The sequence below is a fragment of the Roseateles sp. P2_H4 genome, from assembly GCF_056403315.1.
In genome coordinates, this window is the sequence record NZ_JBFUFR010000014.1 from 17,757 (window position 1) to 44,368 (window position 26,612).

Annotated in this window: 18 protein-coding genes; 8 read left to right on the forward strand and 10 right to left on the reverse strand. The window is 67.9% G+C overall.

Translation table 11 applies throughout. The features are described from left to right. The first annotated feature begins 47 nt into the window (after positions 1 to 47). The 6 genes from AC1DW3_RS12295 (at position 48) to AC1DW3_RS12320 (ending at position 12,680) form a co-directional block, all read left to right on the forward strand. On the forward strand, positions 48 to 512 hold the full coding sequence (locus AC1DW3_RS12295; RefSeq protein ID WP_477931596.1) for a (2Fe-2S)-binding protein: 465 nt from the start codon (positions 48 to 50) through the stop codon (positions 510 to 512). Next, a complete protein-coding gene (locus tag AC1DW3_RS12300; RefSeq protein WP_477931597.1) occupies positions 509 to 2,839 on the forward strand; it encodes a xanthine dehydrogenase family protein molybdopterin-binding subunit in 2,331 nt (776 codons plus the stop codon). The genes AC1DW3_RS12295 and AC1DW3_RS12300 overlap by 4 nt, the downstream gene beginning before the upstream one ends. A 281-nt stretch (positions 2,840 to 3,120) precedes the next feature. After that, on the forward strand, positions 3,121 to 6,102 hold the full coding sequence (locus AC1DW3_RS12305) for a TonB-dependent receptor plug domain-containing protein (RefSeq protein ID WP_477931598.1): 2,982 nt from the start codon (positions 3,121 to 3,123) through the stop codon (positions 6,100 to 6,102). A 236-nt stretch (positions 6,103 to 6,338) separates the two neighbouring features. After that, entirely contained in the window at positions 6,339 to 7,040 is a 702-nt protein-coding gene (locus tag AC1DW3_RS12310; RefSeq protein WP_477931599.1) for a PEP-CTERM sorting domain-containing protein, read from the forward strand. Positions 7,041 to 7,536: 496 nt separating this feature from the next. Then, the gene (locus AC1DW3_RS12315) at positions 7,537 to 10,551 is read left to right on the forward strand and encodes a TonB-dependent receptor domain-containing protein (protein ID WP_477931600.1); all 3,015 of its coding nucleotides are present in this window, start codon (positions 7,537 to 7,539) and stop codon (positions 10,549 to 10,551) included. 65 nt (positions 10,552 to 10,616) lie between these two features. Next, a complete protein-coding gene (locus AC1DW3_RS12320) occupies positions 10,617 to 12,680 on the forward strand; it encodes an alpha/beta hydrolase family protein (RefSeq protein WP_477931601.1) in 2,064 nt (687 codons plus the stop codon). 65 nt (positions 12,681 to 12,745) lie between these two features. Here the strand turns inward: AC1DW3_RS12320 and AC1DW3_RS12325 are convergent, their stop codons facing one another. From AC1DW3_RS12325 to AC1DW3_RS12350, 6 genes are read right to left on the reverse strand one after another with little or no spacing between them, the layout of a single operon-like run. After that, positions 12,746 to 12,877 (reverse strand): hypothetical protein, encoded by a 132-nt coding sequence (locus AC1DW3_RS12325; RefSeq protein ID WP_477931602.1) that lies wholly within the window; start codon positions 12,875 to 12,877, stop codon positions 12,746 to 12,748. A gap of 44 nt (positions 12,878 to 12,921) precedes the next feature. Beyond that, positions 12,922 to 13,191 carry a hypothetical protein gene (locus AC1DW3_RS12330; RefSeq protein WP_477931603.1) on the reverse strand — a complete coding sequence of 90 codons (270 nt, stop codon included), beginning with the start codon at positions 13,189 to 13,191 and terminating at the stop codon, positions 12,922 to 12,924. 23 nt (positions 13,192 to 13,214) lie between these two features. Continuing rightward, a complete protein-coding gene (locus tag AC1DW3_RS12335) occupies positions 13,215 to 13,928 on the reverse strand; it encodes a queuosine precursor transporter (protein WP_477931604.1) in 714 nt (237 codons plus the stop codon). Positions 13,929 to 13,956: 28 nt separating this feature from the next. Beyond that, positions 13,957 to 17,262, reverse strand: coding sequence for a PAS domain S-box protein (locus AC1DW3_RS12340; RefSeq protein ID WP_477931605.1), 3,306 nt, complete (start codon positions 17,260 to 17,262; stop codon positions 13,957 to 13,959). A 2-nt stretch (positions 17,263 to 17,264) separates the two neighbouring features. Continuing rightward, positions 17,265 to 18,068, reverse strand: coding sequence for an orotidine-5'-phosphate decarboxylase (gene pyrF, locus AC1DW3_RS12345; RefSeq protein ID WP_477931606.1), 804 nt, complete (start codon positions 18,066 to 18,068; stop codon positions 17,265 to 17,267). Continuing rightward, a complete protein-coding gene (locus AC1DW3_RS12350) occupies positions 18,068 to 20,293 on the reverse strand; it encodes a putative bifunctional diguanylate cyclase/phosphodiesterase (RefSeq protein ID WP_477931607.1) in 2,226 nt (741 codons plus the stop codon). The genes pyrF and AC1DW3_RS12350 overlap by 1 nt, the downstream gene beginning before the upstream one ends. Positions 20,294 to 20,366: 73 nt before the next feature. Here AC1DW3_RS12350 and AC1DW3_RS12355 point away from each other — a divergent pair, with 73 nt between their 5' ends. Further along, a complete protein-coding gene (locus tag AC1DW3_RS12355) occupies positions 20,367 to 20,876 on the forward strand; it encodes a GNAT family N-acetyltransferase (RefSeq protein ID WP_477931608.1) in 510 nt (169 codons plus the stop codon). A 115-nt stretch (positions 20,877 to 20,991) separates the two neighbouring features. Here the strand turns inward: AC1DW3_RS12355 and purB are convergent, their stop codons facing one another. From purB to AC1DW3_RS12370, 3 genes are all read right to left on the reverse strand, one after another. Then, positions 20,992 to 22,368 (reverse strand): adenylosuccinate lyase, encoded by a 1,377-nt coding sequence (gene purB / locus AC1DW3_RS12360; protein ID WP_477931609.1) that lies wholly within the window; start codon positions 22,366 to 22,368, stop codon positions 20,992 to 20,994. 308 nt (positions 22,369 to 22,676) lie between these two features. Further along, complete coding sequence (locus AC1DW3_RS12365; RefSeq protein ID WP_477931610.1) at positions 22,677 to 23,705, reverse strand: M48 family metallopeptidase; 1,029 nt, start codon at positions 23,703 to 23,705, stop codon at positions 22,677 to 22,679. Continuing rightward, the gene (locus tag AC1DW3_RS12370; protein ID WP_477931611.1) at positions 23,705 to 24,889 is read right to left on the reverse strand and encodes a YjgN family protein; all 1,185 of its coding nucleotides are present in this window, start codon (positions 24,887 to 24,889) and stop codon (positions 23,705 to 23,707) included. Before AC1DW3_RS12370 ends, AC1DW3_RS12365 begins: the two co-directional genes overlap by 1 nt. A 193-nt stretch (positions 24,890 to 25,082) precedes the next feature. On the opposite strand from AC1DW3_RS12370, the gene AC1DW3_RS12375 reads away from it, so the two are divergent. Next, positions 25,083 to 25,733: a glutathione S-transferase family protein gene (locus tag AC1DW3_RS12375; protein ID WP_477931704.1), complete on the forward strand. Its 651-nt coding sequence runs from the start codon at positions 25,083 to 25,085 to the stop codon at positions 25,731 to 25,733. Positions 25,734 to 25,737: 4 nt separating this feature from the next. Here the strand turns inward: AC1DW3_RS12375 and AC1DW3_RS12380 are convergent, their stop codons facing one another. Further along, positions 25,738 to 26,385, reverse strand: a complete 648-nt coding sequence (locus tag AC1DW3_RS12380) for a response regulator (RefSeq protein ID WP_477931612.1) — start codon at positions 26,383 to 26,385, stop codon at positions 25,738 to 25,740. Positions 26,386 to 26,612: the final 227 nt, after the last annotated feature.

Below are 26,612 nucleotides of genomic sequence, written 5' to 3' on the forward strand. Positions count from 1 at the left end.
ATCCTGGGCTGCTGTTTTGATGTTTCGCCCCACCCGGGCTTGCCTCGATGGAACTGAAAGTAAATGGCCAGGTCGCGACGCTGCCGGACATCGCCAGCGACCCGGCGATGCCGCTGCTGTGGGCCTTGCGCGATGGCCTGAGCCTGACCGGCACCAAATTCGGCTGCGGCATCGCGGCCTGTGGCGCCTGCACGGTGCATGTCGACGGCCAGGCGACGCGCTCCTGCGTGACGCCGTTGGGCGCCGTGGCCGGCAAGGCCATCACGACCATCGAGGGGCTGGGCAGCAAGGACCACCCGCATGCGCTGCAGCTCGCCTGGCTGGCCGAGCAGGTGCCGCAGTGTGGCTATTGCCAGAGCGGCATGCTGATGGCCGCCGCGGCCCTGCTGGCGAAGAACAAGAACCCGAGCGACGCCGACATCGACGCGGCGATGACCAACCTCTGCCGCTGCGGCACCTACCCGCGCGTGCGGGCCGCCATCAAACAGGCTTCCAAGGGGCTGAAGAAGTGAAGCGGCGCACGCTGCTTTTGACCGGCGCCGGTGCGCTCGGCGCCCTCATCGTCGGCTGGGGCCTGATGCCGCCGCGCTCGCGCCTGGGCAACTCGCACACGCTGCCGCCGGTCGACGGCGAGGTGGGCCTGAACGGCTGGATCAAGATCGCTGCCGACGGCACGGTGCTGCTGGCCATGAACCGCAGCGAGATGGGCCAGRGCGTGCACACGGGGTTGGCCCAACTGGTGGCCGAGGAGCTGGACGTGGCGCTGCACACGGTGCGGCTGACCGAAGCCGGCCATGACGCCATCTACGGCAATGTCGCCGCCTCCCTGGGCAATATGCCCTTCGGCCCGCGCGACGCGCAACGCCGCGCCTTCAAGTTCTCGTCCTGGGTCACGGCCAAGGTGGCGCGCGAGCTGGGGCTGAACCTGACCGGGGGCTCGTCGACCACCGCCGATGCCTGGGATGCGCTGCGCCTGGCCGCTGCCACGGCGCGTGCGCAGCTGTTGGGCGCCGCGGCGCTGAAGCACAAGCTGCCGGTGACGGAGCTGTCGGTCAAGGCCGGCGTCATCCACCACGCCAGCGGCGCGCTGAGCCATTACGGCGCCCTCGCCGCCCAGGCCGCGCTGACGCCGCCGGGCGACGTCGTGTTGAAGCCGCGCAGCCAATGGACACAGATCGGCCAGGCCCTGCCGCGCCTGGACCTGGCTGCCAAGGTCGACGGCAGCGCGCGCTACGGCCTGGACGTTCGCGAGCACGGCCAGGTCTTTGCCGCCATCCGCCACTGCCCCATGCTGGGCGGCGGCCTGGGGCCGGCCAATGTCGACGCCGTGCGCGCGCGGTCCGGCGTGCTGCGCGTGGTGGCCCTCGGCCCCCTCGCCGGCTCGACCGCCGCCTATGCCGTCGTCGCTCGAACGACCTGGCATGCCCTCGACGCCGCCAGGGCGCTGGAGGTGCAATGGCAGGCACCACCTAATGGCAAGCTGGAATCCAAGGCCATCCTCGCGTCGCTGGAGAGCGAGGCGCGCCGCGCCCACGCGGCCGGCGAGGGCTTCGCCTTCCTGGATCAGGGTGACGCGAAAGCCGCGCTGGCTGGCGCCGCGACCCGGGTGGAGGCCGTCTACAGCGCGCCTCATCTCGCTCACGTCACGATGGAGCCGATGAACTGCACGGTGCAGGTGCTGGACGGCCATGTCACCGTGTGGGCGCCGACCCAGGTGCCGGGCTTTGCACGCGACGTCGCCGCGCGCGTGGCCGGTGTGGCGCCCGAAGCCGTGACCGTGCACGTGACCTATCTCGGCGGCGGCTTCGGCCGGCGCCTGGACGTGGACTTCATCGCCCAGGCCGTGCGCATCGCGCTGGAGATGGGCGGGCTGCCGGTGCAGCTCGTCTGGTCGCGCGAGGAGGACATGACGCATGACTTCTACCGCCCCGCCGAGGTGGCGGTGCTGCAGGGCGGGCTGGACGCCGCGGGCAAGCCGGTGGCGCTGGCCATCACGAACGCGGCCGACGCCATGCTGCCGCGCTGGGTCGAGCGCGTCGCACCGGGCCTGGCGCCGACGCTGGACGTGCTCAACCGCAACGCCTTCCCCGACGGCCGCGCGCCGGCCGCCCTCTTCAAGCGCGGTGATGCGCCGGACAAGACGGCGTCCGAAGGCCTTTTCGACCTGGCCTATGCCATCCCGAACGCGCGCGTCGCCCACCAGGCCATGCGCAGCGGCGTGCCGGTCGGCATGTGGCGTGCGGTGGGGCACTCCCACCACGCCTTCTTCAAGGAGGGCTTCATCGACGAGCTGGCCCATGCGGCCAAGGCCGACCCGGTGACCTTCCGGCTTGCACTGCTGGAGGGCCTGCCGCGCCACCAGGCGGTGCTGAAACGCGCCGCCGAGGCGGCCGGCTGGCGCCAGCCGCTGCCCGCAGGTGTCGCTCGTGGCGTGGCCGTGCACGAAAGCTTTGGCAGCGTCGTGGCGCAGGTCATCGAAGTGACGAAACAGGACGGCAAGCCGCGCGTGAAGCGCGTCGTCTGCGCCATCGACTGCGGCACCGTCGTCAACCCCGGCATCGTCGTTCGCCAGATGGAGAGCTGCATCGTCTTCGGCCTGACGGCCGCGCTGTGGGGGCGCATCGACATCGTGGGCGGCGAGGTGCAGCAGAAGAGCTTCCCTGATCACCCCCTGATGACGCTGGCGCAATGCCCCGTCATCGAGACTCATCTCATGCCGAGCGAGGGCCCGCCCACCGGCGTGGGTGAACCGGGCCTGCCGCCGGTGGCGCCGGCACTGGCCAATGCCTGGTATGCGCTGACGGGCGAGCGGCGGCGCAGCCTGCCATTGGCCAGCTGACTGCCCCCACGTCGCAGGCGCGAGCAAACCGCATCGTCATGCGTTGCCTATTGACCACGTTTACATCCTCGCGACGTCCATAGCGCGAGTGGGGTCGATTCAAGTGATCGACCCGATCCGAGGATCGTTGCCCCCCTTTATCAGAGGCGCCCCAGATTCGCGTTCTGACTCGCAAAGAACGGGAAATGGCGTACAGCCTTGTCAAGGGGGCATACCTGACTTTGTCCACGGCGAAGGCCGGCAGCAGACTGCGATGACGTATTTCACCTGCCTTAACTGCCATGAAATCCTCCGGACACATTCCAAAGCTCGCCATCACGCTCACCGCACTGGCGGCTCAGGCCCTCTGTGTGCAGGCCATTGCGCAGACGCAAGCCGCCCAGCTTGAGCGCGTCGAAGTCACCGGTACCAACATCAAGCGCATTTCGCGCGAGACCGAATCGCCCATCGACGTCATCACGGCCAAGGACATCCAGGCCAGCGGCGCCCGCACGGCGCTGGAAGTGATGAAGTTGATCCCGGCGATCGGCAACGACGGCTACAACGACACGGCCACGCAGAACGGCTTCTCTCGCGGCGTCGCAACGGTTTCGCTGCGCAACCAGACCGCCACGTCCACGCTGGTGCTGATCAACGGTCGCCGCATGACGCCGTCGGCCTATGCCAACCCGAACAACGGCACGACCACGCTGTACGACCTGAACTCGATCCCGGTGTCGGCGATCGACCGCATCGAAGTGCTGAAGGACGGCGCGTCCGCCGTCTATGGCTCTGACGCGATGGCCGGCGTGATCAACTTCATCACGCGCAAGGACTACCAAGGCTTCCAGGTCAAAGTCCTGGCCGCAGCCAACGATGCCGGCGAATACAAGCGCCAGACCGTCAGCGCCACGGCCGGTTTCGGCGATTTCGCAACCACGGGCTACAACGTCTTCGTAGGCATCGACTTCACCCACAAGGGCCGCAGCATGGTCGGCGACTCGACCGACGAAGATATCCAGGCGGCCGACTACCGTGCCATCAACCTGCGCCGCAACCCCTACGGCAGCTTCCTCTACAACAACCAGCCCTGGTTCATCAAGGAAAATGGCGCTACCGGCTCGCGCAGCTTCCCGCAGACCGCCGCAGTGCCTGCGACCAACACGGTCAACAACTCGTCCTGCTCGGACGCCGAGAAGATCGTTGGCGAAACCGCTCGCTACAACATCACGACCAACCACCTGCTCGGCCGCACCTTCTGCAACTACAACCTCGACCAGTTCGCCGAGATGCAGAGCCCGGGTGATGATCTGAACCTGCTGGGGCGCGGCACCGCCAAGCTCGGCGGGACCGTGGAAGGCTTCGCCGAGTTCATGTACAGCCGCAGCAAGCGCCAGTACCTCGGCGCGCCGCGCACCATCAACGGCCTGAGCCCGTCCAACAACTTCAACGGCACCGGCCTGGCCGCGAGCTTCCAGCCTATCCTGGAAGTCGGCCACCCCGACAACCCATTCCCAACTGCCCGCGCTGCCGTGCAGTTGCGCTTCCCGAGCGCCCCGGGCGGCTTCGATCTGACAAACACCGGCACGCGTGCGCTGGCCGGCGTGCGTGGCACCGTCGGTGCCGACATCGATTGGGAGTCCGGCCTGCTGTGGAACAAATCGGACCGCGACGAGTACTACTACGGCTTCCTGCGCCTGCCGGTGCTGCGCCAGATGCTGGGCACCGCCTTTGGCGGCACGAACCGCTCGCTGGCCTCGATCGCGGCTGACCCGGACCTGTCGCGCCCGCTGCTCAACAGCGGCTCGGCCGAAGTGCTGCAATGGGATGCCAAGGCCAGCACCACGTTCGGCAAGCTGCCTGGCGGTGCCATCGGCCTGGCAGGCGGTATCGAGATTCGCCGCGAAGCCATCGATATCAAGCCGGATCCCGAGAACGCCGCCGGCAACGTCCTGGGCCTGGCTAACACGGCCGTGAAGGRCTCCCGCGTCGTCAAGTCGGCCTTCGTCGAAGTCGTCGCCCCGGTGCTCAAGGGCCTGGAGTTGAACCTCGCCGGGCGCGTCGACAAGTACCCGACGCTGAAGACCAACTTTGTGCCGAAGTTTGGCGTCAAGTGGCAGGCGCTGGACACGCTGGCCTTCCGCAGCAGCTATTCCGAAGGCTTCCGCGCCCCGTCGGTGTCGCAGGTGAGCCCTGGCGGTGCCCAGTTCTTCCTGAACAACCTGCGTGACCCGGTCCGCTGCAACACCGAAGCCACACCGCCTGTGCCGAAGCCGGGCGCCGAAACCGCCGACTGCGCCAAGAGCGTGGCCGGCCTGGGCGGCGGCAACCCGACCCTGAAGCCCGAGAACTCGTACAACACCTCGGCGGGCCTGATCTTCAGCCCGACCACCGGCGTGGACCTCGTGCTCGGTTATTGGAAGATCCGCAAGAACAACGAAGTGGCCCTGACCGACGGCCAGTCCGTGATCGATCATCCGGAGGCCTATCCGCCCGGCACGGTGGTTCGTGACACCAACCCGAACCTGCTGCTGAACGGCGTGGCCGGCACCGGCCCGCTGCTGACCGTGTCCACGCCCTGGGTCAACCAGGGCACGACGATGACCTCGGGTATCGACTTCGAGGCCCGAGTGGCGGCCACCGTGATGGACGGCGTACGCTGGACCAACTCGCTGAATGGCCAGTACACGCTGAAATACGAGCGCATCGAGCACCCCGGGTACGCCAAGAACAATCTGGTGGGCACCCGCGGTGGTCTTGCCGACTGGTCGACTTCGGCGCCCGACGTGCCGCGCTTGAAGATGCGCTTTACGTCAGCGTTCGAAAGTGGCTCGCACACGCTGAGCGGCGCGATGAACTACGTCAGCGGCCTGTCCTTCATCCGCCAGATGGACGGCACCAACATCCCGGCCGCCGGCAACACGCCCGCTGTCGTGCCGCTGTACTACTCGGGCACGACCTGCCATTACGGTGGCGCGTTGAACGACCAGAACCTGTTCAGCCGCGCCGTGCTGGGTGTCGCACCCACCTCAACCAACGGCCGCGACCTCTATATCAACCGCTACCCGAGCTGCTCGATGTCCAAGTGGATCACTTTCGATGTGGGCTACACGTACCGGGGCTTCAAGGATCTGACGCTGAGCCTGAACATCCAGAACTTCACCGACGAGAAGGCTCCTTACGATCCCATCGGCGCGACGGGGTCGCAGCTGGGCTACAACACCGGCCTGCACAACCCGTACGGCCGCTACTTCACGGTGTCGGCAAACTACAAGTTCTGGTGATCCAGACGCTGCCTCGCAGCAAGCACGAAGGGCACCGCGAGGTGCCCTTTCTTTTTTGGCAAAGCTACCAACGCGGGCGCGGCTTCCCACGACATACCGCCCCCTGTTTGCGGGTGTCGCCTCAGCTGACAGTGGCGTTCCTCGCTGCAGGCGGGCGTCGTTGTCGGCCCAGGGGAACAGGGGCTATGGCGCGAAGTTTGCAAGTCCTTGATCATTTATTCGTCGGGACCTGCATCATGAAAGCTCTTCGGCATTTCCTCGCCACTGCTCTCGTCGCAGGCACCGCGCTTGCCCAGGCCAATCCGGTCTACTGGACCGACTGGCAGAGCAACAATCCCAACGCCGCCGGCTTCCAGGGCAATGGCGTCATCACGACGAGCAGCTCGACGGTCAATGTGACCTACACCAACCGCCAGGGCATCGGCTTCTACGACACCGGCAGCGGCTTCGACTACTGGGCCGCCGGCAACCCCTACACCAGCAGCGTCGTCGACAACCGCCCCACGGGCTCGGACCAGATCGCACTGGCCTACGCCGGCTCCCAGACCCTGCATTTCTCGCAGGCCGTCGCCAACCCGGTGTTCGCCTTCATCAGCCTGAACGGCAACGGCTACGGCTTCGACCAGGACTTCGACATCCTCAGCGTCGGCTGCGGCTACTGGGGCTGCGGCAATGTGACCAAGAACGTCATCGACCATGGCGGCGGCGTGTTCGAGTACCAGCTCATCGGCACGGGCGAACCCCATGGCGCCATCCGCTTCAAGGGCAGCTTCGACACCGTCACCTGGAACAGCCTGACCAACGAGTTCTGGAACGGCTTCACGGTCGGCGTGCAGGGCACGGCGGTCGAGGTCTTCGGCGTGCCCGAGCCCACGGGCCTGGCGCTGACTGGCCTGGCACTGGCGCTGGCAGCCGGCGCGCGCCGCCGCCGCAGCTGAAGCGCCCGAAACCCGAAAAACGGCGGTCCACGGGGCCGCCGTTTGCATTTCCGGGCCGCCTGGAAACCCCCTCGGCTGGACAGCGAAACCCTAATTGCGGCCGCAAATTCAACACGGCCCCAAATCTTTCCAACCAGTAATGAATCGGATCCGACGCGGATATTCCCGCGCGCCCGAATCGCCCCGTTTCCGTCACCAAGCTGACGAATGTAAAGGTTTCCATTGACAGTTTCCGGACGGCAGTCCCGATCGCGCTGACGCGGGCGCCACGCATCGCCTTGCTGCGCTTCTGCCCAACCCAAGTGTTGGACTGCTGCAACGGCACGGTCAAGAACTGGTTAAGCGACGGACTTGTTAAATCAGTGATGACCCTAGGTCGGCGCCCTGACCCCAGCCCGAAGGGGGTCGTATCCCTAACATGAAGTTTCGAGCCTGATGGCCGCGCCGCCCCACCCGGGTGGGGCTGGGCTCGAAACACCCCTTTGACGGACCATTTATGCCCACGCCTTTCTCCCATTTCAAACCTGCCCGCAAACCCATTGCGCTCGCAGTCCTTGGTTTGATCCTGGCGCAGCACGCTGCTGCGCAACAAACCCCGGCCGACGACAACAAGTCGACTCCCGCTGCAGAAACTGCCGCTCAGAAAACTGAGCCGCAAAAGCTGGAAACGGTCTTCGTTACTTCCGGCTCCCGCATCAAGCGCGACAACTACAGCACCGCAGCCCCGCTGCTGGTCGTGAAGTCCGAAGACGCCGCACTGGCCGGCTACAGCTCCACCACCCAGATCCTGCAGGGCACGGCCGTCACCGGCGGCCAGGGCCAGGTCAACAATGCCTTCGGTGGCTACGTCACCGACGGCGGCCCGGGCGCCAACACCATCGGCCTGCGCGGCTTCGCCCCGACGCGTTCGCTGGTGCTGCTGAACGGCCGCCGCATGTCGCCTTCGGGCACGCGCGGCTCCGTCGGTGCCGCCGACCTGAACACGCTGCCCAACTCCATCGTCGACCGCATCGAAGTGCTGAAGGACGGCGCATCGTCCATCTACGGCTCCGACGCCGTGGCCGGTGTGATCAACATCATCACCAAGAAGGACCTGACCTCCATCACCGTGGATGGCTCGATGTCCCGCACGGTGGACGGCGGTGCCAACACCTACAACTTCTCCGTTGCCGGTGGCCTGGTGACGGACCGCACGCGCTTCCTGGCCTCGTACAACTACAACGAGCTGAGCAGCATGACGCTGGCCCAGCGTGACTGGACCACCTGCAATACCGACTACCGCCGCACCAGCGTCAACGGCGTGGTGGGCGAGTGGGGCAGCAGCGACACCATCGACCCGCTGACCGGCAAGGCCAAGTGCTACCCCATCACGGGCACGGGCTCCAACGGCGTCACCATCAACACCATCGGCACCAACACCATGACCGGTGTCGGCGCCGTCAACGCGACGGGCACGAGCTTCAACCGCTGGCGTCCGAACTCGGCCGTCACGACGGGCCTGGTGGGCTTCGAAGGCGTGGGCGGTGGCCAGACCACCAACACCAATATCCGCGACACCTTCGATCCGCGCACGCTGAACCGCACGCTGATCTCGCCGGTGCGCAACCACAACCTCTACGCACAGGGCGGCGTCGACCTGCAGGCCCTGGGTGATGCCGAGCTGTACTACGAAGTGCTGCTGAACCGCCGCGAGTCCTCGCAGGTCGGCTATCGCCAGCTGTCGCTGGACTACATCAAGGGCAGCCCCCTGATCCCGTCCAACCTGGCCTCCAGCACCTTCTCGGGCCCGGTCAACACCAGCAACGGCCAGAACGTCGGCGTGCGCGCCTTCATCGGCTTCGGCAACGACAGCAGCAGCCAGAACGTGGACTTCGTGCGCACGGCCGTCGGCCTGCGCGGCGCCATCCCGGCCATCAACTGGGACTACGACGCGTCGTGGACCCACGCCGAAAGCCGTGGCAGCTACAACCAGCAATCCTTCCTGACCGACCGTCTGGCCAACAGCCTGAACGTGGTCGCCAGCGGCAGCGGCTTCGCCTGCGCGAATGGCGCCGCCGGTTGCGTGGCCGCGCCCAAGCTGACCTCCGCCGTCATCGGCGGCCAGCTGCCGCAGGCCTGGGTCGACTACGTCTGGCAGAACGTCACGGGCCTGACCAAGTACAAGGAAGACGTCGTGACCGCCTCGGTCACGGGTTCGCTGTTCAAGCTGCCCTACGGTGAAGTGAAGGCCGCCTTCGGCGCCGAGTTCCGCAGCAACAAGATCGACGACACGCCGTCGCTGGATTCGCAGAACAACAACCTGTACAACCTGACCTCGTCCACGCCGACGCGCGGCAGCGACAAGGCCACGGACTTCTTCGGCGAGCTGGAAATCCCGGTGCTGAAGAACGTGCCCCTGGCCAAGGAACTGACGCTGAACGCCTCGACGCGTTACGCCGACTACAAGTCCTATGGCTCGGACTCGACGTACAAGTTCGGCGCCGTCTGGGCTCCCGCCAGCTGGATCTCGCTGCGCGGCACCAACGGCACCTCCTACCGCGCCCCGGCGCTGTATGAGCAGTTCCTTGGCGCCACCACCGGCTTCCTGAGCAGCGCCGGCGACCCCTGCAACAGCTGGGACGATCCGGCCAAGGCCGGCACGCCCCGCGCCAAGAACTGCGCCGCTGAAGGTCTGCCCGCGGGCTACCAGGCCACGTCCAGCATCACCGTCGTCAACTCCGGCGGCCGCGCTGCCGGCCTGAAGGCCGAGACGTCCAAGAACGCCTCCTGGGGCATCGTGCTGCAGCCCACCCTGCCGACCGGCATGGGCTCGCTGTCGCTGGCCGTCGACCGCTTCGACCTGAAGGTGGACAACGGCGTGTCGCGCGCCGGCACGGGCGCCATCCTGCAGCGCTGCTACGACGATCCGCAGTTCCGCCAGGGTGGCGGCTTCTGCCGTCTGGTCAACGCTCGCAACCCCACCTCCAACGCACTGACGGTGAACGACAGCTATGTGAACCTGGCCACGGACATCGTCCGCGGCTTCGATTACACGGCCCAGTACACCAACGAGATCGGCACCGGCAAGCTGAAGGTGGACCTGTCGCTGACGCAGTACAAGTCGCAGGCCAGCAAGCTGTTCGCCGAAGACGCGCTGGATGACACCAACGGCAACGTCGGCACGCCGAAGTGGTCGGGTCAGCTGGACGTCAAGTACACGCTGAAGAACTGGAGCGTCTTCTACGGCCTGGAGTGGATCGACAAGACGTCGAGCTACGCCTACTACGAGGAAGATCCGGCGACCAGCCGCTTCAAGCTGAACACGCCGGCCTACTTCCTGCACTCGATGTCGCTGACCTACAGCGACACCGTGAGCAAGTGGAAGGCCACCGTCGGCGTGCGCAACCTGATGGACAAGAAGCCCCCGACGATTTCCTCGGGCGTCTACAACCTCGTGGGCAACGCACCGCTGTACAGCGGCTATGACTACATGGGCCGCCGCGTCTTCGTGAACGTCTCGAAGACCTTCTGATCGATCTGACGGTCTGATGCCCTGGCAACTGCGGTTGCCAGGGCTTTTCTTTAGGTGCCACACCCATGAAAACCTGCTTGAACAAGATGGGCCGGCTGCTTGCGATCGCAGCCGCCGTCGCCCTGTCCCAGCCGGCCCTGGCCGCCGATGCGCCGCCCCCGATCCGTGTCCCCAGCGTCGAGACGCTGGCGCAGTTCCCGGGCATGACGGGCTTCCGCATCTCGCCCGACGGCAAGCACATGATTGCCGTCCAGAGCCAGGGCGACAACCGCAGCATCCTGGTCTGGAAGCTGGCCGACCTCGCGGCCAAGCCGACCGTGATCGGCGCCAAGAACATGCAGATCAGCAGCGCCTCGTTCCTGAAGAACGACATGCTGCAGGTCACGATGACGCAGCCCTACGACTGGCGTGGGGACGAGATCACCAAGACCTTCATCTCCAAGCTGTTGTTCACCGACCTCGAGGGCAAGAACTGGATCGAGCCGACGGTGTCGGGCGACGTGCCCCGCTCCGAGGCTGCCAAGAAGGTCGCCGCGCTGGCCAACCCGACGGTGCTCAACCGGCTGCTGTCCGACCCCGACAACATCATCATCCAAAGCGGCTCGCGCACCGAAGGCCGCGACATCTACCGCTACAACCTGCGCACTAACAAGGCCTCGCGCATCATGCGGCTGGGGGAGTGGGACAACACCGTGCGCGTGAATAGCGCCGGCCAGCCCTGGGCCAAGTCGCGGGCCGGCATCGACGCGGAAGGCGCGTTCGTCGCCATCGACCTGCGCAACGCCGATGGCGAATGGGCCGAGCATTTCCGCAGCTACGTGAAGAACCGCGACGTCGTGGACGTCGTCTCGCTGGGCAGCAAGCCCGGCACGGCCATCATCCGCAGCAATGTGGGCCGCGAGTTCACGGGCCTGTACGAGTACGACATCGCCAGCCGCAAGGTGGGTGCCGCCGTGTTCGAGCACAAATACTTCGACGCCACCGGCGTGCGCTCCTTCCGCGACGACGACGCGCCCGCTGGCGAAGGCTTCGACGGCTACGCCTTCGACGGGCAGCTGGGCGGCGATGAGCACTGGGACAACCCCAAGCTGGACGCGGCCGTGCGCGGCGTGGCGCAGGCGCTGGGCATCAAGGACATCAACCAGGAGCTCGTCGCTGTCGGCAGCGGTGAGCGCGCGACGATCCGCGCCTTCGACGGCGTGCAGGTGCGGCTCGTCTCCTACATCGGCGGTGAAACGCCCACCTACCTGATCCGCGTCAGCGGCCTGACCTACCCCACCGAGCACTATCTGCTGCGCGGCCAGAGCATCCAGTTGCTGGCCAAGGAGTACCCCGAGGTCGACAAGCGTGCGCTGGGCACGGCCCGCTTCGTCTACTACAAGGCCCGCGACGGCCTCAACATCCCGGCCTACCTGACGGTGCCCAATCCGCAGCTGTGCGGCCCGGGCCCCTACGCCACCGTCATCCATCCGCACGGCGGCCCATGGGCGCGTGACACGATGGACTACGACCGCTCGGGCTGGGTGCCGCTGTTGGTGTCGCAGTGCCGCGTCGTGCTGCAGCCGCAGTTCCGCGGCTCGGCGGGCTGGGGCCGCACGCTCTGGTACGCCGGCGACCGCGAGTGGGGCCAGAAGATGCAGGACGACAAGGACGACGGCGCCAAGTGGCTGGTCAGCGAGAAGCTGGCCGACCCCAAGCGCATCGCCATGTTCGGCTTCTCCTATGGCGGCTACTCGGCGTTTGCCGCCGCGGTGCGGCCCAACGGCCTGTACAAATGCGCCATCGCCGGTGCCGGCGTGTCCGACATCGAGCGCATCGGCGCGCGCCTGTTCACCAACCCCTTCTTCCAGTCGGCCCAGGAGCCCACCATGCGTGGCCTGAATCCGCTCGCGAAGGCAGACAAGATCGAGATTCCGATCATGGTCTACCACGGTGACCGGGACCAGACCGTGCCGCTGATCCAGTCGGAACTCTTCGTCGACAAGGCCAAGGCCGCCGGCAAGCCCGTGGAATATCACGTGCTGCAGGACTACGCCCACGGCCCCGCCTGGACGCGCAAGACCAATGCCGATCAGCTGAACCTGATCAGCAGCTATCTGGCAACGGGCTGCGGCAAGGGCGGTCTCTGATCGGCTGACGCACCTGCCAACAAAAAACGGCGGCCCGAGGGCCGCCGTTTCCTTTCGGGCCTGGCTTACAGGCAGCAGGCCATCAGCTGCTGCATGCAGCAGGCCAGGTCGCCGCAGCAGTTCTGGGCGGCGAAGGCGACGGCCGAGGCCGACAGCAGGGCGACCGCAGCAGCGGCGCGGATCAGTTTGGATTTCATGAATGTCCTTTGAAGTTGGATGAGAGAAGCGAAGACGCTCGCGCCTAGTCGGGCGGCGTCCAGATCTCGTCAATCCAATCGTCAAAGGCCACGGCCAGGGCCACCGGGCCGAGGCGGGCTGGGGCAGTAGCGAACTGCAGCGGTTCGGGCGCGGGCAGCGCCGCGGGGCTGGTGGCGCACAGCGCGCAGACGGCGACGCAGGCCGGCATCGCATCGCAGCCGCCCTGCTCGCAGCAGGGCTGGCTGGCGCGCGCCAGCGGCACCAGGGCCAGGCCGGCGAGCAGCATCAGCACGAGGGCGAAGCGGCGCAGCATGGGTGGACTCTAGCGCCGCAGCCTCAGACCTTCATGGAGAAGGGGTTGAAGTTGGTGCCGCGGTCGTAATGGTCTTCGCCCTCGACGCGCTTCAGGAAAGCCACGACCTTGGCCGTCAGCGGGTACATGACGGCCTCCCAGATGGTCTTGAAAAGATATTGGGTGACGATGACGGCGAAGAGCTGGTCGTTGGGCCAGATGCCGTAGAAGGCGATCAGGAAGAAGACGCCGGTGTCGACGAGCTGGCCGACGACGGTAGAGCCGACGATGCGCGCCCACAGGAAGCGACCGGCCGTTGCGATCTTCATCTTGGCCAGCACGAAGCTGTTGGCAAAGCTGCCGCAGGCGAAGGCGATCATGGAGCCGGCCACGATGCGCCAGGTGTTGCCAAAGACGGCGTCCAGGTGCGGCTGGTAGGCCGCCATGAAGTCGTTCTGCGCCGGCGGCAGGTTGACGACGACGAAGGCCATGAAGGCCGAGAACACCAGCGCGCCGAAGCCGGCCCAGACGACGCGGCGGTCGCGCCCATAGCCGTAGACCTCGGTCAGGATGTCGCCAAAGATGTAGCTGATCGGGAAGAAGAACAGGTCGGCGCCGAAGGTGACGGTGCCGATGACGGGCAGCGTCAGCTGGGCCGCCTTGGCCGCGCCGATCAGGTTGGAGCACAGCAGCACGCAGACGAAGGCCGCCATGATCAAGTCGTAGTACTTGAAGCTGCGGGGCGCTGATGGGGTCATGGGGCTCCTCCTGTTGGAGCCGGCATTGTCAGCGCGCGCCGGTGAGGCGCAAGAGCGTCTGGTGCAGCTTGGGCGTGTCGATGGGCTTGGTCAGGAAGTCGTTCATGCCCGCCGCGAAGGCGTCGTCGCGCTCGGAGATCAGCGCCGCCGCCGTCAGCGCGACGATGGGCAGCTCCGACGCCTTGAAGTGCTTGCGCAGCTCGCGCGTCGCGTCATGCCCGCCCATGACGGGCATCTGCACGTCCATCAGCACGATGTCGAAGGGCTTGCCGACGCTGGCCGCGGCCAGCACGGCCTCGATGGCCTGACGGCCGTCGCTGGCCTGGGCGACCTCCATGCCCCACTGCTCGAGCTGGGCCACGGCAATGAGCATGTTGACCGGGTGGTCTTCGGCGATCAGCACGCGCCGGCCATGCAGGGCCTCGTGGGCCGCGCTCTGGGCGCGCGTCTCGCGCGGCTGGTGGGCCATGGGCGCCGGCGCGGCGGGCAGGGGCAATTCGGCCCAGAAGGCCGAGCCCTCGCCCGGTGCGCTGTTGACGCCGACCTCGCCGCCCATCAGCGTGGCGAGCTCGCGGCAGATGGACAGGCCCAGACCCGTGCCGCCGAAGCGCCGCGTCGTCGACTCGTCGGCCTGGGTGAAGGGCTGGAAGAGGCGGCCCTGCTGCTCGAGCGCGATGCCGGGGCCGGTGTCGCGCACCTCGACATGCACCCATTCGCCGGCGCTGCCGCGCGCGTTGGCGGGCAGGGCGCGCACGCTGACGGTGACGCCACCGGTCTCGGTGAACTTCAGCGCGTTGGTCAGGTAGTTGGACAGGATCTGGCGCGTGCGCAGCGGGTCGCCGAAGACCCAGCTCGGCAGGGCCGGGTCGATCTCGACGGCAAAGGTCAGGCCGCGCGCCTGCGCCAGCGTCAGATAGGCCAGGCGGATGGAGCCGAGCAGCTCGCGCAGCGAGAAGGGCTGGGTCTCCAGCGTCAGGCGGCCGGCCTCGATCTTGGACAGGTCGAGGATGTCGGAGATCAGGCCGGACAGGCTCTCGGCGCTGTCCATCATCTGGTTCAGGTAGTCGCGCCGCTGCTCCGGCGAGATGTCGGGCTGCTGGGCCAGCCGGCCGAGGCCGAGCAGGCCGTTGAGCGGCGTGCGGATCTCGTGGCTGGTGTTGGCCAGGAAGGCGCTCTTGGCGCGGCTGGCGGCCTGGGCCTCGTCCTTGGCGTGGGCAAGCTGGTCCTCGACGCGGCGGCGCTCGGTGACGTCCTCGATGATCCAGATGGTGCCGCCGCGGCTGGGGTGGGCGGTGTCGACCACCTGGGCCAGCAGGCGGGCCAGGAAGGTGGAGCCGTCGCGGCGGCGCATGGTGCGCTCGGCCTCGACCTGCTCGCCGTTGGCCAGGCGCGGCCCCAGGTCGCGGCCGACGGACTGCCAGTCTTCGACGCTGGGCCAGACGACGCTGCCATGCTGGCCGATCAAGGCGCCGCGCTCCCAGCCGAACATGGCCTCGACGCGCGGGTTGGCCAGCACGAACTGCTGGTCGCGCGTGAGGGCAATGCCGATGGACGCGTTCTCGAGGATGGCACCGTGCACGAGGCGGGTGCGTTCGCTCTCCGACACGTCGCGCGCATACAGCACGAGGTAGTTCTGCCCGTCCATCTCGAAGGGCGCGACCGACACCAGCATGGAGACGGCGCTGCCGTCCTTGCGGCGGAAGCTGATGGGCACATTGCTGGCGATGCCGTCACGGCGGACGGATTCGCGCACGGCCGTGCGGTCGGCCGCGTTGTGCCAGATGCCGATCTCCTCGGACGTGCGGCCCAGCACCTCGGTGCTGTTCCAGCCGGTCAGGGATTCGAAGGCCTTGTTGACCATCGCGTAGCGGCCGCTCTCGGCCTCGGTCAACGTGATGAGGTCGGGGCTGGTGGCGACGAGATGGGACAGCAGGCCTTCACTGCGGCGCAGCGCGTCCTGGGCCCGGCTCTGCTCGGTCTGGTCGGTGAAGAAGGTCAGCGTGGCCGGGCCGCTGGCCGTCTCGACCCGCACGCTGGTGGCCTGCACGAGGCGGCGGCGGCGCGACAGCGTGCGCAGCCGGTACTCGGCCATGGGCTGCATGGCGCCCGGGGCCATGCCTTCCAGGCGCGCGGCCTGCTGGCGGGCCGTCTCGTCGTCGCCCGGCTCGTAGTGGCTGAACAGGTCCTGGCCGATCATGCTGGAGCGCTGCGCATAGCCGAACATGGCCATGGCGGCGGGGTTGGCGTCGACGACGCGGCCCCAGCGGTGCAGCACCAGCGGGCTGGGCGAGCGGCGGAACAACTCGCGGTAGCGTGTCTCGGTGGCCTGCACGGTCTGCTCGGCGGCCACTTCGCCCGTCACGTCACGGCCCACGCCCCAGTAGCCGCGGAAATTGCCCTGCGCGTCGAAGCGCGGCTCGCCGCTGATGGAGACCCAGCGCGGGTTGCCGTCGACACCGACGCGGCGCGCCACCATGCCGTGGAAGGGCCGGTGCGATTCGAGGTCGGCACGGTGGGCATCGAGCTCATCGTCGTTCAGCCCCATGCCGTCGAGTTCCCAGGGCGTCTTGCCCAGGCGGCAATTCAGGTCCAGGCCCGAGGCACCGGGTCTCTCCTCGGCGACATGGGTGAAGCGGAACTCGCGGTCCATCTCCCAGTACCAGTCCACCGCCATGCCGAGCAGGCCGCGAAAGCGCGCAGTGCGCTCGTCGGCCTCGGCAAGGGAGCGCTTGACCATCTTCAGCAGGCCCAGGCCCGCCACCAGGCCCGAGCCCAGCAGGCTGAACTGCACGATGGCCCGCAGCGCGAGGCTGGACGAGGCCATGGGATGGGTGGCCCAGCCCAGCGCCTCGCCAGCGCCCAGGCCGGCCAGGGCAAGCACCCCGAGAAGCGTCAACACGACGCCGGCGGACAGGCCCAGCAGCCCGGTTGCGAAGGCGACGACCAGGCTCATCAGCGGCAGGCTCAGCGACCACAGGCCGAGGTCGCGCGACACCGCGGCGGCCACCGGCAGGGCCAGCACCAGCGTCATCATGCCCAGTGCGATGAGGGGCTGCTCCTTGCGGCGCGGCGCGCGCGTCAGCACCACCAGGCGCAGCAGGGCCAGCACCGCGATCAGCAGCGCCAGCGCCGCGGGCGGCCAGCCGTCCAGCCACTCACCGGGCTGGCGTGTGAACCACAGCAGGAAGGCCACCGGCACGAAGACCGGCCCGCAGGCCAGCAGGAAGACCCGCGAGGCCTGCCAGCGCATGCTGCTTTGCAAACGTTCCCGCTGCTCTTCGGCCGGTTCGGCGTGCCCGACGAGGCTGCTGAGTTCGTCGCCGGTCCGCCCCATGTTCAGGCGAGGGCTCTGCGGGTGGCTTCAGCGACGGCGCGGGCGCGCTCGGCGAAGTCGGCACCGCTGCTGGCGTAGAGGATGGCGCGCGAGGAGTTCACGGCCAGCGGCGCGCTGCGGCCGGCGGCCTGCACGACGGCGGCCGCATCACCGCCCTGGGCGCCAACGCCGGGCACCAACAGGGGCAGCGTGGGCGCGAGTTCGCGCACGCGGGCGATCTCGCCGGGGTAGGTGGCACCGACGACCAGGCCGAGCTGGCCGTTGCGGTTCCACTGCGTCTCGGCCAGATGGGCCAGGTGCTCGAACAGGCGCGGCTGGCCGGGCACGTCGGCCAGGCGCTGCATCTGCCAGTCGTCGCCGCCCTTGTTGGAGGTGCGGCACAGCAGGATGGCGCCCTTGCCCTCATAGGCGAGGTAGGGCTCGACGGAGTCGAAACCCATGAAGGGCGACAGCGTGACGGCGTCGGCCTGGTAGCGCACGAAGGCCTCGCGGGCGTACTGCTCGGCCGTGGAGCCGATGTCGCCGCGCTTGGCGTCGAGGATGACCGGCACGCCGGGCGCGACCTCGTGGATGTGTGAGATGAGGCGCTCGAGCTGAGCCTCCGCGCCGTGGGCGGCGAAGTAGGCGATCTGCGGCTTGAAGGCGCAGACGAGGTCCTTGGTGGCGTCGACGATGGCCGCGCAGAAATCGTAGAACTTCGACGCATCACCCGCCCAGGCACCCGGCAACCTGGACGGCTCCGGGTCGAGGCCGACACACAGGCGCGATTGGGGAGTCAGGGCTTGGAGCTGGGCAACGAAGGTCATCAGTAAGCGGAGATGGGAATGGTGCGGGCGAGCACGAATTCTGCAAAAGCTTCGGCCGGCAGCGGCCGGCTGAACAGATAGCCCTGCACGGCCTGGCAGCCCTGGCGGCGCAAGAAGGCGAGCTGGCCCTCGGTCTCGACGCCTTCGGCCAGCGTCTGCAGGCCCAGGGCGCCGGCCATGCGGATGACGGCGTCGACGATGGCACGGTCTTCGGCGTCATCGGTCAGGTCGCGCACGAAGGACTGGTCGATCTTGAGCTTGCTGACGCGGAATTTCTTCAGATAGGACAGCGACGAATACCCGGTGCCGAAGTCGTCGATGGACAGATGCACGCCGCGGGCATGCAGCTCGTTCATGACGGTGATGGCGACGGCCGGGTTGTCCATGGCGGCGCCCTCGGTCAGCTCCAGCTCCAGGCGCTCGGCCGGCATGCCGACTTCATCGAGCACGCGACCGACGAGTTCGGGCAGGTCGTCATGGCGGAACTGCACGGCCGACAGGTTGACGGCCATGGTCAGCTCGGGGAGGCCTGCGGCATCCCAGCGGCGCAGCTGGCCCAGCGCCTCGCGCAGCACCCATTCGCCGATGGGCAGGATGAGGCCGGAGGTCTCGGCGACGGGAATGAATTCAGCCGGCGACACCCAGCCCAGCTCGGGATGGTTCCAGCGCAGCAGCGCTTCGGCGCCGACGATGTGGCTCTCGCCGCCGGCATCCAGCGCGAACTGCGGCTGGTAATGCAGGCTGAGCTGGTTGCGCTCCTGGGCGCGCCGCAATGCGTTCTCCAGCTGCAGCGTGCGAGCCGACTGGGCCTGCATCTCGCTCGTGAAGAAGCGGTAGGCGTTGCGGCCGTCCTTCTTGGCACGGTACATGGCCGCGTCGGCGCATTTGCACAGGGTGTCGAAATCGTCGCCGTCGGTCGGGAACATCGCGATGCCCATGGACGGCGTGACGGTCAGCTCCTGCTGGTCGACATGGAAGGGCGCGCTGGCCAGCGCCATCAGCTTGGTGGCCAGGTGGGCGGCACCGGCGATGTCGGTCAGCGGCAGCACGAGGACGAATTCGTCGCCGCCCATGCGGGCCACGGTGTCCTGCTCGCGCACGGCGCCGCGCAGCCGGCCGGCCAGCTGGTTCAGCAGGCTGTCGCCGACGCGGTGGCCGAGGGAGTCGTTGACGTTCTTGAAGTGGTCCAGGTCGAGGAAGAGCACGGCCAGCGGCTCGTCACCGCGGCGCGCGATGTCGATGGCCTGGCTGGCACGGTCGGCCAGCAGGTGGCGGTTGGGCAGGCCGGTCAAGCCGTCGAACAGCGCCAGGCGCTCGGCGCGGGCCTCGGCGGCCTGCTGCTCGGCCACCTTGAGCTCCAGCGCCGTGACGGTCTGGCTGAGCTGCTGGGTGCGCTGCTCGACCAGGGCCTCGAGCTGGGCCTTGGCCTGCACCAGCTCCAGCTCGGCCTGCTTGCGGGCGCTGATGTCCTGGGTGATCCAGATGGAGCCGCGCGACAGGTCGCTGCGGTCGATGGCCTTGCTGCGCACTTCGCAATAGATGGAGCTGCCATCCTTGCGGGCCAGCAGCATCTCGGCATGGAAGGAGTCGCCGCGCGACAGCGGTTCATAGCAGAGGTCGCCGGCGGCCTTCCAGTCCTCGTCGCTCAGGTACCAGGCGCGCGACAGCTGGCCGTCGAGCTCGCCCGGCTCGTAGCCGAACAGCTGCTCGAAGGCGCGGTTGCAACGCGTCACGCGGCGGCCGCGCAGGAAGACGATGCCGACCATGGCGTGGTCGAAGATGAGCTGCTGCTCGGCGTGCAGGTCCTGAAGCGCGGCGTCGGCCTGCTTGCGCTCGCTGATGTCGTCGACGATCCAGATCGAACCGTCGGCCGGATCGTCGGCATTGATGAGGCGGCCGGTCAGATGGGCCCAGAACAGCTCGCCGTTCTGGCGCCGCATCAGCTGCTCGCCGCGGAAGGTCTCGCCGGCGGCCAGCACCGGGTAGGCCCGGGCGCCCAGGCCGCGCGCGTCCTGCTCGGTTTCGTAGAGCTCGTGGCTGCTCTTGCCGACGGCCGCTTCCGGGCTGTCGAAGCCGTAGATCTCGGCGTAGCGCTGGTTGCAGCGCACCAGGGTGCGCGCCTTCACGAAGACGACACCGACGCCCGCGTTGGCCAGGATGACGTCCAGCTCGCGCAGCACTTGGCTGAGCGCAGGGTTGTCGCTGGAGTCGGGCGCGAGGCTCATGAAACGGCTATGCGGCGGCGGTGGTCTGACAGGCAGAAGGGGAGCGGAGCATGACCGGTTATTGTCTGGTCTCATGCACATCCTGGATACCGAACGCCTGTCGCTGCGTGAATTCACACCGCAAGACGCACCCTTCCTGCTCCGCCTTGTCAACGAACCGGGCTGGATACGCAACATCAACGACCCCGGCGTGCGCAGCGTCGAGGACGCCCTGGCCTGGGCCGAAGGGCGGCTCTTCAAGGCCTACCGGGAGCTCGGCCACGGCTTCTGGGCGCTGGAGCGCCGCGCGGACGGCGTGCTGGTCGGCATGTGCGGCCTGTTCAGGCGCCCCGCCCTGCCCGAGCCCGACCTCGGCTACGCGCTGCTGGCCGAGCACGAGGGCCAGGGCTATGCCGTCGAGGCCGCGCGCGCCTGCGTAGCCCACGCCAAGGCCGTACTGGGCTGGCCGGTGCTGATGGCCATCACGGCCGTCGACAACGAACCCAGCGTGGCATTGCTGGGCAAGCTGGGTTTCGTCGAGGGAGCTCAGGAGCAGCTCGAGGGCTACAACGAGCCCTCGAGGGTTTTCAAGCTCGTGCTCTGATCAGTTGAGGACAGAGCTACTCGCTGCGCTCGGGCGGTCTGTCCCGCAAAGCGTCTCTAATCGGTTGGGGACAGAGCTACTCGCTTGCGCTCGCTCGGTCTGTCCCGCAAAGCCATTAGATTCGCTTGGCCAGGTCTTGCGCCAGGCCCGTGTAGCTGCCCGGCGTCATCTTCAGCAGCCGCGCCTTCTCGGCCTTGGGCAGGTCCAGGCCCTCGATGAACGCGCGGATGGACTCCTGGGTGATGGCCTTGCCGCGCGTCAGCTCCTTGAGCTGCTCATAGGGGTTGGGCAGGCCGAAGCGGCGCATGACGGTCTGGATGGGTTCGGCCAGCACTTCCCAGGCGGCGTCGAGGTCGTCGGCAAGTGCGGTTTCGTTGAGCTCCAGCTTGCCCAGGCCCTTGGCCAGCGATTCATAGGCCAGCAACGCGTAGCCCAGGCCCACGCCCATGTTGCGCAGCACCGTGGAGTCGGTCAGGTCGCGCTGCCAGCGGCTCACGGGCAGCTTCTGGCTCAGGTGGGTCAGCACCGCGCTGGCGAGACCGAAGTTGCCTTCCGCGTTCTCGAAGTCGATGGGGTTGACCTTGTGCGGCATCGTCGAGCTGCCGATCTCGCCGGCCTTGGTCTTCTGCTTGAAGTAGCCCAGCGAGATATAGCCCCAGACGTCCCGCGACCAGTCGATCAGGATGGTGTTGGCGCGCGTGAAGGCGTCGAACAGCTCGGCCATGTAGTCGTGCGGCTCGATCTGGATGGTGTAGGGGTTGAACGTGAGCTTCAGCTGCTTCTCGATGACGCCCTTGGAGAACTTCTCCCAGTCATGCTTGGGCCAGGCCGACAGATGGGCGTTGAAGTTGCCGACGGCGCCGTTCATCTTGGCCAGCGGCTTGACGGCCGCGATGCGGGCCCGCGCCGTCACGAGGCGGGCCACGACGTTGGCGATCTCCTTGCCCACCGTCGTCGGGCTGGCCGTCTGGCCATGCGTGCGCGACAGCATCGGCACGGCCGCGAACTGGTGGGCCATCTTGCGCAGCGTGGCGACGATGCCGTCCAGGGCCGGCAGCATGACCTCGTCGCGCGCGGCCTTCAGCATCAGCGCATGGCTGGTGTTGTTGATGTCCTCGCTGGTGCAGGCGAAGTGCACGAACTCGCTGGCGGCCAGCAGTTCCGGCTGGCTTTCGAAGCTGCGCTTGATCCAGTACTCGACGGCCTTGACGTCGTGGTTGGTCGTGCGCTCGATGGCCTTGATCTCCTCGGCATCGGCCTCGCTGAACTTCTTGACGAGGCGGCGCAGGCGCGAACGCGAGGCACTGGACAGCGGCTTGAACTCCTTGAAGCCGGCGTCGGACAGCGCGATGAACCACTCCACCTCGACCTGCACGCGGCGGTGCATCAGGCCGTACTCGGACAGCAGCGGGCGCAGGGCCGCGACCTTGGCGGCATAGCGGCCGTCCAGCGGCGAGAGGGCGCTGATGGCGGAGTATTCGGAAGTGGACATGGCGGGCCGGGCGGATCGTGGAAAACCCGCAATTCTAGGGAGGGTCTGCAAGGCCCCTGGGTGTCGCGGCGAGGTCTTTGCCGGATGCTGGGCCAGGCGCGGGCCGCCGCCCAGGCTTTTCTGCCTGGGCAAGGGTCGCAACGCCGACCAGCGCCGGCAAAGCCACGCCCCGAAGGGTTTGCGACAGAACCGGCCCGCGCGGGTGTTGCCCCGCTCGCTGGGGCAGCAGCCCCAGCTTCGCAGCACGCCTACTCGCGGGCCAGTTCTGCCGCAAACGCGGCACCCAGGGGCCTTGCAGACCCTCCCGTTCAGCGCTCGCTGAAGAACCGCACCCGCTCTTCGTCAGCCGGATGGGTCGAGATCGCGATGGCCAAAGGGCTGTTTTCCACCGTCGCCTTGTGCTTCTCGGCCAGGCGCTTGAAGAAGGCTGCCATGCGCGCGGTGTCGGCGCCGCCGGCGCGCGCCAGCGCCCGGCCGTATTGGTCGGCCTCGCGCTCGTTGTCGCGCGAATAGGCATTGCCCGCCAGCACGGCCGGCGCGGAGGCCAGCAGGGCCGAGAAGTCGCCGACGATGACCGAGGCCACGATGCTGACCGCACCGGCGCGCAGCATCAGCCGCAGGCCATGGCGGTGGCGCACATGGCCGATCTCGTGGGCCAGCACCGTCATCACCGCATCGGGCTCGTCGGCCAGCAGTTCCAGCAATTCGTCGGTGATGACGATGTCGCCGCCGGGCAGTGCAAAGGCGTTCGGGCCCAGGGTCTTGCCGCCATCGCGGAAGTGGATCTCGAAGCGCTCGGGCAGGGTCGGCCCACCGCCGCTGCGCGCCCTCGCGACGGCGCTGTCCCAGCGCCCGCGCCAGGCCTGCTGCTGCGCGGCCGATAGCCGGCTGGGCCTGAGCCACTCGCCCTCCAGGCTGTTCAGCACATGCTCGCCGAGGCGGCGTTCGGCCGCCAGCGGCATGGCGTTGACCGCCGTGTCCACCGCCCAGGGCAGCCCCCAACGGTAGGCCGCGGCCAAGCCGGCCACCAGCAGCACCAGGGACAGCGCGGCCAGCCGCCAGCTCTGCTGCCAGCGCACGACGACGCTGTCGCCGCGGCCCGAAGCCTGCGCCCAGGCATCGAAGGCTGGCGCGTCGGCGAAGCTCAGCAGGCCGCCGCCGGGCAGCAGGATCTGACGCTGGCCGTGGCGCTGGCGCTCGGGCCAGGTCAGGCTGGACACGGCGGCGCTGTGCTCGCCGTAATGCAGCATCGCACCGTCCAGCCAGACCTCCACCGGCCGCGCACGCGCGCTGCGGCCATCGAACCAATCGGCGGCGAGGCGGGGAGAGCTGTCCATCACAGGCCCATGTCGATGCCGAAGAAGTCGCCTGCGATGTCGCCGGTCGCATCCGCATGCCCATGCTGGCTGGCGGCCACCCAGTCGGCGGGGTCGTCATCGCAGCCGATGCTGACCGCTTCCAGGCGCAGCCGCGCCGTGGCGACGGCCGCGAAGGGGCGGTACAGGCTCAGCGTCAGCGCCGTCAGCAGCCAGTTCTTCAGCGTCAGCGTGAACAGCGAGCGGAACTTCAGCCGGCTCTTGAAGCCCAGCGCCTCGCTGCGTGTGCCATTCCACGCCAGGTTCTGCATGCGGGCCGCCCCGTAGGGAAAGACGGCGGCGAAGGTCAGCAGATAGCTGAGCGTGAGCCCGATGGTCACCAGCACGGCACCGGTGGCGCCGCGTCCGGTGCCTCCCATGGCCCGCGCCAGCACGAACATCACCGCCACGATCGTGCCGGCCACGGCCATCGCCAGCAGCGCGATGCCGACGGTCTTCAGCGACAGCAGATAGACCTTGGCCACCGACAGCTTCACGCGGCCATGCTGGCCGGCAATGCGATACCCATTGTGCTGGTAGCGCTTGAACAGCGTCAGCGACCAGGGCGTGAACAGCATCATGCACAGCGCGCCGATGGAGTACAGCGCCATGCCCGGCGTGAAGCCGCCGCCGGCCTTGATGGCCTCGGGGTCCAGCGCCGACGCGCCGCCGACCAGGGCGATGGCCGGCAGATAGCTGGGTGCACAGCTCAGGTAGGCGTCACGCAATGAGCCGTCGAAGCGCATGCGCAGGCCGCGCCAGCTGGTGTTGCCCAGGCGGAACTGCAGCGAGGCCCGCCACAGCGCGGGCCAGACGGCGCACAGGATCAGGAAGGCGATGAAGGCCGCCGTGGTGGAGAAACGGCCCGCGCCGCTGTAGACCCCCATCAGCAGCACCAGCAGCAGGAAGCCGCGGAACATCTTCCACGGGTCGCCATGGAAGCTCAGCGCCTGGCCGTCGACCAGCGTGTTGGCGTAGAAGTAGCGGATGCGCCTGGCCTTGGCAAAAGGCAGATAGAGCCCGAACGTGACCAGGGTGAGCAGCAGATTGACGGCCCAGATGCGGAAATATTCGCTGCCCGAACCCGTGAAGCGGATTTCGAGGACACGCGGCACGGGCGGCAACGGCGAAGGAGCCGCATCGGTGGCGGCATTGATGTCGAGCATGAGCACTCCCTGGATGATGGCCACCGTCTACTGCAGTGGGCCGGGCGACACTCTGGCGGCCCGGGGCCGGGCTGGCAACCCCTGGCTGCGGTGGCTGTCGGCCCCAGCCGACAGGCCTTTTTCACGGGCGGCCGCCCCCGGGGCGCTGGCTAGAATCGTTTCGACTTGTGATCCCCTTGCCTGCCCTATGACGATGAAGTTGATCGGTTCTCTCGCCAGCCCTTACGTGCGCAAGGTGCGCATCGTGATGGCCGAGAAGAAGCTCGATTACCAATTGGTGCTCGAAGACGTCTGGGGCAGCGACGCCATCCTGAAGATGAACCCGCTGGGCAAGGTGCCCTGCCTGGTCATGGAAGGCCAGGACTCCATCACCGGCGCCGTCTTCGACTCGCGCGTCATCGTCGAGTACGTGGACACGCTGTCGCCGGTGGGCAAGCTCATCCCCGAGCGCGGCCGCGAGCGTTGCGAGGTGCGCACCTGGGAAGCCCTGGCCGACGGCATCGTCGACGCGGCCATCCTCGTGCGCCTGGAGCGCACCTGGGCCCATCGCCCCGCCGAACAGCGCAACCAGGCCTGGATCGACCGCCACCTGACCAAGGTCACCGCCGCGCTGGCCGCGATGAGCCAGGGCCTGGGCGAGAAGCCCTGGTGCTCGGGCAATCACTTCTCGCTGGCCGACATCGCCGTCGGCTGCGCGCTGGGCTGGCTGGAGTTCCGCTTCCCCGAGATCAACTGGCGCGAGGCGCACCCGAACCTGGCCCGTCACATGGACAAGCTGTCACAGCGCCAGAGCTTTGCGGACTCGGTCCCCTCGGCCCAAGCGCCGGTGCCCGTGCCGGCCTGACTGATCAGGCGATCAGCAGTTCGCGCGAGCGGACGTGCAGCAGTCGCACCAGGCGCCAGATGCGGCGCTCGATCTCGGCGACCTCCAGCTTCCACAGCGTGGCGATCTCCGCCAGCAGCAGGCCCTGAGCCAGCAGTGTCAGCAGATGACGGCTGGCCTGGTCGATCTGTCGGCCGGCGGGGCTGGCGTCCAGCGGTGCGGCATCCTGACGCGCCATGGTCAGCGGGCTGCGCTCGATGCCGAAGGCGGCCAGGGCCTGGCGGGCCAGCTGCGGGTTGAACATGGCGCGCCGGTCATGCAGCCTGGTCAGCGCTTCGACCAGGCCCGCACCGCTGCCGTCATCGACGTGATAGGCGTTGGCACCGGCACTCAGCGCCGCGAACAGCTGCAGGTCGTCGGCGGTGGGCGTCAGCAGCAGCAGCTGGGGTCGCACCGGCAGGCGGCCGAGTTCGTGGGCGACACGCATGGCGTGGCTGTCGACCAGGCGCAGGTCGGTGGCGACGATGTCGGGCGCCAGCGCGCCCAGCTCCTCCAGCGCATCGGCCAGCACGGTGCTGCTGCCGGCCAACTCCACGCCTTGGGCCTGCAACAGCAATGAGCGGGTGCGTTGGAGCGTGGGCGCACTGAGACGGAGAAGATAGACGGTGGGCATGGTGCGCGGATGTAACCGGGCCAATTGTGCGCGTTTTGGCCGTCACCCCCCTAATTTGTAGTCGCCCTCCCCCGTGACTGCGCGCCCCTCGTCCAAGGAGTACCTTGGCCGACCTTGCAGACCGCGCAGCCGGCAAGCGACTGCTCTTCGGCAGGCACGACAAGTCCACAGGACTTGCCGTGTCCGGCCTCAGCCCCCGAGGGGACGGCGATGCTTGCCGGATTGAC